This is a genomic window from Nostoc sp. NMS7 (assembly GCF_017115085.1).
In the GTDB taxonomy this organism is placed as follows: Bacteria; Cyanobacteriota; Cyanobacteriia; order Cyanobacteriales; family Nostocaceae; genus Nostoc.
In genome coordinates, this window is sequence record NZ_JABXKJ010000199.1 from 1 (window position 1) to 9,166 (window position 9,166).

Annotated in this window: 7 protein-coding genes and 2 pseudogenes; 5 read left to right on the forward strand and 4 right to left on the reverse strand. The window is 43.8% G+C overall.

Annotated features, from left to right (window positions below; all coding sequences use genetic code 11):
* Window positions 1-175: 175 nt before the first annotated feature.
* From HWQ38_RS22245 to HWQ38_RS22260, 4 genes are all read right to left on the reverse strand, one after another.
* The gene (locus tag HWQ38_RS22245; protein ID WP_292797872.1) at window positions 176-736 is read right to left on the reverse strand and encodes a hypothetical protein; all 561 of its coding nucleotides are present in this window, start codon (window positions 734-736) and stop codon (window positions 176-178) included.
* A gap of 106 nt (window positions 737-842) precedes the next feature.
* Entirely contained in the window at window positions 843-2,069 is a 1,227-nt protein-coding gene (locus HWQ38_RS22250) for a type II secretion system F family protein (RefSeq protein ID WP_292797874.1), read from the reverse strand.
* A gap of 97 nt (window positions 2,070-2,166) precedes the next feature.
* Complete coding sequence (locus tag HWQ38_RS22255; protein ID WP_292797876.1) at window positions 2,167-3,294, reverse strand: type IV pilus twitching motility protein PilT; 1,128 nt, start codon at window positions 3,292-3,294, stop codon at window positions 2,167-2,169.
* 364 nt (window positions 3,295-3,658) lie between these two features.
* Window positions 3,659-5,671 (reverse strand): type II/IV secretion system protein, encoded by a 2,013-nt coding sequence (locus HWQ38_RS22260; protein ID WP_292797878.1) that lies wholly within the window; start codon window positions 5,669-5,671, stop codon window positions 3,659-3,661.
* A 299-nt stretch (window positions 5,672-5,970) separates the two neighbouring features.
* On the opposite strand from HWQ38_RS22260, the pseudogene HWQ38_RS22265 reads away from it, so the two are divergent.
* The 5 genes and pseudogenes from HWQ38_RS22265 to HWQ38_RS22285 all read left to right on the forward strand — a co-directional run.
* Window positions 5,971-6,072: pseudogene (locus tag HWQ38_RS22265) on the forward strand (chlorophyll a/b binding light-harvesting protein); the annotation flags it as partial.
* 111 nt (window positions 6,073-6,183) lie between these two features.
* Window positions 6,184-6,696 (forward strand): flavodoxin FldA, encoded by a 513-nt coding sequence (gene fldA / locus HWQ38_RS22270; protein ID WP_292797880.1) that lies wholly within the window; start codon window positions 6,184-6,186, stop codon window positions 6,694-6,696.
* A 237-nt stretch (window positions 6,697-6,933) separates the two neighbouring features.
* On the forward strand, window positions 6,934-7,689 hold the full coding sequence (locus HWQ38_RS22275) for an alpha/beta hydrolase (RefSeq protein ID WP_292797882.1): 756 nt from the start codon (window positions 6,934-6,936) through the stop codon (window positions 7,687-7,689).
* Between the two features lie 230 nt (window positions 7,690-7,919).
* Complete coding sequence (locus HWQ38_RS22280; RefSeq protein ID WP_292797885.1) at window positions 7,920-8,951, forward strand: iron ABC transporter permease; 1,032 nt, start codon at window positions 7,920-7,922, stop codon at window positions 8,949-8,951.
* A pseudogene (locus tag HWQ38_RS22285) lies at window positions 8,948-9,112 on the forward strand (iron ABC transporter permease); the annotation flags it as partial. The gene HWQ38_RS22280 and the pseudogene HWQ38_RS22285, both read left to right, overlap by 4 nt.
* Window positions 9,113-9,166 lie beyond the last annotated feature (54 nt).

The window sequence follows — 9,166 nt, forward strand, 5'->3', positions numbered from 1 at the left end:
GAGACGCGATTAATCGCGTCTGTACAGGAGTTAGGAGAGACGCGATTAATCGCGTCTGTACAGGAATTAGGAATTAGGAGTTTGGAGTTTGGAGTTAAAAACCTAAACTTGAGACTTAAAAATCTCTAGCTTTATTCAAAATTTGCAATTAAAAACTCTTAACTTCTCACTTTTTCTAAGCTGGTGGAATTTGTGGAGAGAAAATATCTGTGAAATTCTCCTCAAGCAGCAAATCTGGTGTTTGTATAATAAATGGAAGTTCGGCTCCGACTAAACCTCTTTGGATGCGTTCTAAAGTATCACTAAAAACGACAAACAGAGGATATATGGTATTAGATCCCTCACTCAAAATATGACTGTGGTAAAGAGGCATCAACCACTCATAATCATTGTCCAGCCAAACTTGGGTTTGTCGCCAACGTCCTAACAAATCAGAAAAGTCTTCATGAGCGCGATGAATAAAGACTAAAATTTCTGGTTCAGTTTTGATTTTCCACTCAGGATCGCACATCAAAATTGCCACATCACAGGGTAAGCAAATCGTTTGTGGGGCTGTGGTAGCAGTGTTGTGAAAACGGACAATTGGCAAAGGTATAGTGATCACACTTTCATCTGGACGGCGCAAACTGGGAATCATCTCCAAGTATGGCCGATATTGCTTTAGTAAGGCGATCGCAGCTAGATGATTACTGTACTCTGCTAAACTCGCTTCGTACTGAGATTTTTGCACAGTCATAATTTATTAAATAGTGAGTAGTTAAAAGTGATAAGTTAAGAATCAAATTTAGAAGTTAGAAGTTAGAAATACAAGTTTTAACTCCTAACTCTTAACTATTAATCCTCTATCCCAAGGTTTCAAATACTTTAAACATAGGTAGATACATCGCTAGCAAAATGGTTCCAACCATCCCCCCTAGAACTACAATCATCACTGGTTCCAAAATACTGGTCATTGCTTTTACTGCCTGCTCAACTTCATCTTCATAGAAATCGGCAACTTTCATCAACATTGCATCTAATTCTCCAGTTTCTTCTCCGATACTAATCATCTGAATTGCCATAGCCGGAAAAACGCTTTCACTTTGTTGTAAAGCAATGCTAATCATGCCTCCTTGTTGAATCTCAAGGCGGGCTGCATCTATGGCATTGGCAATCACTTGGTTTCCTGATGTATCTCGGACAATTTCTAAGCAAGTTAAAATTGGCACACCTGAACGAGTCAAAGAACCAAAAGTTCTGCTAAAGCGGGCGACGGAAGATTTTTGAATTAAGTCGCCAAACAACGGCATCTTCAGGGAAAGACGATCAATTGTGAGGCGACCACCAGGAGTTTTACCGAATTGTCCATAGCCAATTTTGAGCCCGACAATAATAAAGAGAAGGATGACAGCTTTCGGACTTCTCAAAAATTTACTAGTATCCATCAAGAATTGCGTTAGAGGTGGTAATGTAATTCCAATTTGTTCAAAAATCGTGGCAAAAATGGGAATAAGAAAAATGGTCATGCCGAGGAAGATCGCAACTGCTATAAAACCCACAACCACTGGATAAGACAATGCTGATTTAATTTGGTTTTGTAAGCGGGCAACATCTTCTAACAATTTGGCTAAACGATTTAATACTTCGTCTAGAACACCACCAACTTCGCCAGCTTGAATCATACTCACATATAATCCATCAAAGCAGTCAGGATGTTTCCGCATTGACTCTGAAAGATTCATTCCACTTTGAACATCAATGCTAATCTCCACAAGAGCTTGTTTCAGTTTAGGGTTACTACACTGTTCAGAAAGTACCCCCAGACTTCTAACGATCGCAACTCCCGCATTCATCAAAACGGCAAATTGACGCGAAAAAACAGCTTTGTCTTTCACAGAAACCTTAACTAAGGAATTCTGGAAATTTTTTATGGCAACATCTAGTTGAAATCCTTGAGATTGTTTCACTTCTTGGACTACAAAACCTTGCTCTCTGAGATTAGTCCGAGCTTGTACCAAGGATTCGGCAACAATTTTTTCTGATCGGGATTTTCCTTGAGAATCCCGCACACGGGCAACATAGTTTGGCATAAATTAATTCAAAATGGGCATTGGGAAAGGAGAGGCAGGAGGCAGGGGGTAGAAGTTCTTTAATTTTGAATTTTGAATTGATTTCTCCCCAGTTCATTTAATGCGCTTTGGCAGCCGCACCGGGTTTCGCACCTGCTGCCTGGGGCGGTGCCGCAGTACCGATGAGACGTTGGATTTCATCTGGCTTAGAAGTCTTAGACATCGCCGCTTCAAAGGAGATCGTTCCGGCTTTGTACATATCGGCTAAAACCTTCTCCAGAGTTTGCATTCCCAATTTACCGCCAGTTTGAATAGCTGAGTAAATTTGAGATGTTTTGCCTTCTCGAATCAAGTTGGAAATAGCGGGAGTGACAATTAGAATTTCTTGAGCCATTACCCGCCCATATTCACCGGGTTTAGGATTTTTCTTAGACACCAAGGTTTGGCTAAATACCGCCACTAAGGAGTTAGACAACTGCACCCGCACTTGGGTTTGTCTTTCATGGGGGAAAACGTCAATAATCCGGTCAACTGTCTGGGCGGCGGAACTGGTGTGTAGTGTGCCAAATACCAAGTGTCCTGTTTCTGCGGCGGAAATTGCCAAAGAAATCGTTTCCAAATCGCGCATTTCCCCTACCAGAACAATATCTGGATCTTCCCGCAAAGCTGCTTTCAAGGCATTAGCAAAGCTCTTGGTATCTTCACCCAGTTGTCTTTGGTGAACTAAGCTTTTAATTGGTTCGTAGACAAATTCAATCGGGTCTTCTACCGTTAAAATATGCTCTGCTTTGGTGCGGTTAATCAAGTCAATCATTGCCGCTAGGGTAGTTGTCTTGCCGGAACCTGTAGGGCCTGTCACCAGAATTAATCCTCTGGGCTTATCTGTCATTTCCCTTACCACATCTGGCAAACCTAATTTTTCAAAGTTAGGAATCTTAGAACTTAATGCCCGTAAGCAAGCAGCATAAGAACCACGTTCTTTATAGACATTGACCCGGAAACGAGCCAAACCTTTAACACCATAGGAACAATCCAACTCCCAGTTCTGCTCCAAGGTTTTACGCTGGGTATTGTTGAGCATACTAAAAATCAGTCTTTGACACTGATCAGCTGTCATTACATGCTCACCTATGGGGGTGAGTTTGCCACTGATGCGGAAGTAGGGAGGCAAACCTGCGGATAAATGCAAATCCGAACCACCCATTTCAATCAATTGCTCCATCAGGTCTTCAATCATCATTTCCATAGTTCTGCTTCCTTTTAATGTTTGTTATTTGTCCTTTGTCAGTTGTCCTTTGTCATTTGTTTAAAGTTACTAAGCATCGACTAATGACTAATACTTCGGCTTCGCTCAGTACAAGTGACCAATACTTCTCTACGAGAGGCTGCGCCAACGGCTTCGCTCAGTACAAGTGACCAATACTTCTCTACGAGAGGCTGCGCCAACGGCTTCGCTCAGTACAAGTGACCAATACTTCTCTACGAGAGGCTGCGCCAACGGCTTCGCTCAGTACAAGTGACTAATACTTCTCTACGAGAGGCTGCGCCAACGGCTTCGCTCAGTACAAGTGACCAATACTTCGACTTCGCTCAGTACAAGTGCCCAATGACTACTTTTGAAACCGAGATGTCATACAGTAGGGACAATCCAGCCATTCTGGTTTTAATGTGGCATCGCAAGTCAGGCAGGTAAGACCAGTCTTGCGTTTGGCTTTTAACTCGGCTTCTAAACCAGTATCAGTAAACGTCACCCGTTCTACTTCTTCGAGGGTGGTGGAACCTTGGCGCACTAAGTCCAAACTGTAAGACAGCAAGGTTTTCATGCCCTCTTCTATTGCTACTTCCTTGATACGTTCTGTGGGTGCATCTTCGTTGATCAGAGTTTGCAGGTTTTCCGTAACTCGCATGACTTCATAGACACCACAACGCCCTTTGTAGCCGATGCCATTACATTTTGGGCAAAGCTGATTTTTAGTTTTGGCTTGGGCGATCGCATCTAATGTCAAGGTGTTAGCTTTATAAAAGGTGACTTCGATATCTGAGGAAGCTGATAGACCATAACGACCCAATTCCTGCACCGTAGGAGTGTAGGGAATACGACATTCAGAACATACACGCCGCACCAAACGTTGAGCTAAAACGCCAATTAGGGAACTAGAAACCATGAATGGCTCAATACCCATTTCTCCCAAACGAGCGATCGCACCTGGGGCATCATTGGTATGTAAGGTAGTTAATACTAAGTGACCCGTCAACGCAGCCTCAATTGCTGTTTTTGCCGTTTCTTTATCCCGCGTTTCACCCACCAGCAGCACATCTGGATCTTGCCGCAAGAAAGCCCGCAGAGCGGTAGCAAAATCCAGCCCTTTTTCCCGGATCACCTGTACTTGAGTAATCCCTGGAAGGCTGTACTCAATTGGGTCTTCCACAGTACTGATATTAATACCGGGATCATTCTTTTCTGATAATGCAGAATATAACGAGGTTGTTTTTCCAGAACCAGTTGGCCCAGTTACCAAAATTAGACCAAAGGGACGGCTCACCATATCCTGGACAATTTGTAAAGTTTCCGGGTCGGTAATTAACTTATTTAATCCCAGTTGGGTAGAGGAGTTATCCAAAATCCGTAGCACTACCTTTTCCCCGTAACGGCTGGGTAAGGTGCTGACGCGGAAATCTACTTTACGTCCCTCAAACAGCCGCCGGATGCGTCCATCTTGGGGTATACGCCGTTCCGCAATGTCTAGATTGGAGATGATTTTAAATCGGGCTGTCACCGCCGGGATGATTTTTTTCGGTAGGGGATCGAAAGCTTCGCGCAGTATGCCATCCTTCCGAAAGCGAATGCGTAAGTTTTCTTCTTGTGGTTCGATATGAATGTCAGAAACGCCCTCATGCAAGGCTTTAGCCAGGATTCTGTTGACTAGGTTGATGACTGGGGCATCCTCTGCACCCTTCATCGCCGCCCCTAGATCAGTCTCCATTTCTTCTGGAGCATCCGCAAGATCAAGATTTCCGAGGTTTTCTAAATCCTGATTAATATCTGTAAACTTTGCTTGGTCTAGGTGCTTCTGCTTAACAGCCATTTCATCCAGGTATTGGTTGATTAGCTGTTGGTAGTCTTCCTGTGTAATCACCATCCGCTGCAATACCAAGCTTTGGGGGCGCAAGATACGGTTCAGGTCATCGGAAGCCTCAAGATTATCTGGAGCAACCATCGCCACTAAAACAGAGGGCGGGGTTTGGTCTTGGTGTTTTGACAGTGGTACTAAACGATGGCGACGACAGATATCCACTGGGATAAGGGTTTCAATCAGATTCGCCATCATCGTGGTGTCAAAGGAGTTGACTTCTGGATCGAGGAATTCAACACCGTATAGTATTTTAAGTTCAAATAGCTGCTGTTTTTTATATTGCCTGAGCAACTCAGGTGATAGTTGTTGACCAGTGATTGACTCTAGTACTTCCGTTAGGGGTATGCTAGATTTGCGGCTTTCAATTAGTGCCTGCCTCATCTGGTCGGTATTGACATAACCAGATAGCACTAGCTTGTTCCCGAAGGGCGAAAACTCTGTTTTGGTAGTTAGAGCGGTACTGCGCCGTTGTGCTGAGGAGTAAGTCATAAATGAGCAATTGATTTAGGGAAACCTCTGTTTAGAGTATTCCCGTAGTGGGAGACAGAATTCTCATTTACCAAAAAAGTCCTGAGTCACCGAACTTCTGAGCAACGAAAGCCGCCGCTTTGCTCAACACTTCCTCCTGATTCGAGCCGTCGCGCAATTTTACGTACTTCTCCTGTAATAAGTAGCCGTTTTAACGAGGGGTTAATATATCTTCAGAGTTATTGATATAGATATGCATTAAGCTAATGATATATTTCAGCTACTTGCAAATTTTCTCAGGAGGTAACGCCATGACAAGAATGGCTGTTCAAACACCGGAGTCGGTTCCCTGGTGGGCAGGGAACGCCCGGTTAACTAAACTCTCAGGGCGACTTTTGGGCGCTCACGTTGCTCATGCGGGTTTCTTTTTCTGAGTTGCATGAACTTGGCAAAGGTATCCTTGCGTAAATTATTGCGATCGCGCAGCCTCTTTGAAAGAGAATCAATTGCAAAACCATATATCAGGTGACAATATGTCGAAAAAAATCGGTCTGTTCTACGGTACTCAAACTGGCAACACTGAATCTGATGCTGAGAAAATTCGGGATGAGTTTGGTGGTGATCTTGTAACATTACATCCCATTTACGAGGCGGATACTACCACTTTTGATGAGTATGACTTGCTGATTATTGGCTCTCCCACTTGGGATATTGGTCAACTTCAGAGCGATTGGGAAGGCTTTTTCCCCGATCTGGATCAAATAGATTTTAGTGGTAAGCGGGTTGCCTATTTTGGTGATGGAGACCAATATGGCTATGCCGATAATTTCCAGGATGCAATTGGAATTATCGAAGAAAAAATTTCCCAACGAGGCGGTAAAACTGTTGGCTACTGGCCAACAGAGGGATATGACTTTGAGCAATCTAGAGCTTTGAGAAATGGCAAGTTTGTCGGATTGGCACTTGATCAAGGTAGTCAATCTGAGTTAACAGACGAGCGAATTAAAACTTGGGTTGCTCAGTTGAAAACAGAATTTGGTTTGTAGAAAGTCAACTTAAAACCAGGGCGAATAGAATTCGCGGCTATACAAACTTCTCGTCCGCCTGCGCGGACTAAGGAAAAATTGAGTGTTTGAAACCCACGCAGGCGGTCACTGAGCTTGCGTTGCCCTGAGCTTTGTCGAAGGGTCGAAGTGTGGGTTTTGCCTGTATAGACGCGGTTTCTAACCGCCCTTTTAGCGTTAAGTTAACTGAAATTGATAATTTAGAAGTTATAGGTATTTATGTCTGATTCATTTGATGTTTTGTGGTTAAGTGCCAGTCATGCTTTACAGCGTTTTGATAAACCATTACTTGATTATTTATCTGGGTATATAAGCGTCGCCCAGTGGGAATACCAGCAAACTAAAGATGAAGCCAGTTCCATAGATCAAGCTGTGGAGTTGCTGTATGACTTTTTAGAATGGCGCGCTCGCCCCGTGCATCTAGCAGGTCATAGTATGGGTGGTGCGATCGCCTTAAGCTATGCCCGTCGATTTCCTCAAAAAGTGCGATCGCTCACTCTCCTGGCTGTAGCAGCTCAACCCGCCAACACTTGGCAAGCTCACTATTACTTTCAACGACAACTTTTTAGCATCAGCCGCGAACTAATTTTGGCCAGCAACGTTCGCAGTCTTTTTGGAAATCAACCGCCTCATACCACTAAGAAGTTAGTAGCTGCCTTAGATAAAGATTTAGAACAATCTCCATCATCACACTCTTTGTTTAAGTTGGTTTATTTACCCAAGGGTGGAGTTTCTATGCCAATGATGGTATGTGGTAGCAACAGTGATCCCGTAGTCAGCCCACCTGCATTGCATGATTGGTTGAATTGGTTGAAGCCAGAAGATAAACTCTGGGAATGCCCACAAGGGTATCATTTTTTTCACTACTTTTATCCTCAACAGGTTGGCGAACAGATGTTGAGTTTTTGGCAACACCATCATCCGCATCTACTGGAAGCATCTGCACTATCCCTAAGCACTTCTACATATTCATAAAGGCAGAAAAACTCACACTTAAAAACTAATATTTGCTTGCATAGTTTGAGCGGTGGATGATGCTGGAAACGAGATGGCGCGAGCTATCAAACAACTGCTGCCTGGGGCGACCAAGATGCATCCACAAGCAGTGGACTGGAATGAGCAACTAAAGGAGCAGCAACAGCAAGAAGAAAAGCCCACTGCAAATTAACCAAAGCAACCATTCAAGTAGCCGTAATCAACACAGAATGACAAAAGCAACTACAGCATTACCTAAAGGCTGGAAAACGCCCCAAATATCACCTTTATTAGGTCTGACTTTCGGACTATTGATCCTGCTAATTTGCTTGGTGTACAGCGTTACACTGGGTGCAGTAGAAATACCTCTACAAAAGATTTTTGCATCCTTTGTTACCTTTGACGGCTCCTATGAACACTTAGTTATTCAGACTGTGAGATTACCGCGATCGCTCATTGCTATCCTTGTAGGAGCAGCCTTGGCAGTATCGGGAGCATTAATGCAAGGTTTGACACGCAACCCCTTGGCAGATCCAGGGATTTTAGGTATTCAGTCGGGAGCAGCACTGGCTGTAGTTGCAACAATTTTTGTTTTTGGCAACTCAAGCTTGAGTATTTTAACCATTGTGGCCTTTTTGGGTGCAGGCGCCACAGCAATGTTAGTCTACTTCCTGGGTTCTCTGGGACGAGGAGGCGCTACCCCACTGAATCTGACAGTAGCAGGTGCAGCACTCACGGCTCTGATCTCTTCCCTAACCACTGGTGTCTTGATCGTTAGTCAACGAACCTTAGAAGAAATTAGATTTTGGTTAGCTGGTTCATTGGCTGGTCGAGATACCATTATATTCTTCCAAGCACTGCCTTTTGTTGTCATGGGATTAATACTTGCTTTTGCTATCGGTAGACAGATTACTACCATAAGTCTCGGTGAAGATGTGGCAAAAGGCCTAAGTCAACAGACAGCTTGGGTAAAAATAATTACTGCTATTAGCGTGGTTTTACTGGCGGGAAGTTCAGTAGCTATTGCCGGGCCAATCGGCTTTATTGATTTAGTCGTTCCCCACGTAGTGAGATTTTTCATTAAAGGCGATTACAGTTGGATTTTACCTTATTCTGCACTGTTAGGCGCAATTTTTCTGTTAGTTGCAGATATTAGCGCTCGTGTGTTGCTAAAGCCCCAGGAATTACCGGTGGGTGTGATGACAGCACTTGTTGGCGCTCCTTTTTTTGTGTACTTGGCTAAGTCAAAGGTGAAAAGATGAAGGTAGATTGGCTAGTCATCCGTTCCGAGGCGATATCTTTTCGGATTGACCGACGTGTACCACTGATGTTGCTTTGCTTGGCAGTAGCGACTGTAGTAGTGATGGTGATGAATGTAGGCAGGGGTGAATATGCGATCGCTCCTTTGGATATCGTCAAAACGTATCCGCTCAATAAGTTGCGGTAAGCAAAAATTATTAGCGATTGTTGAATCAAT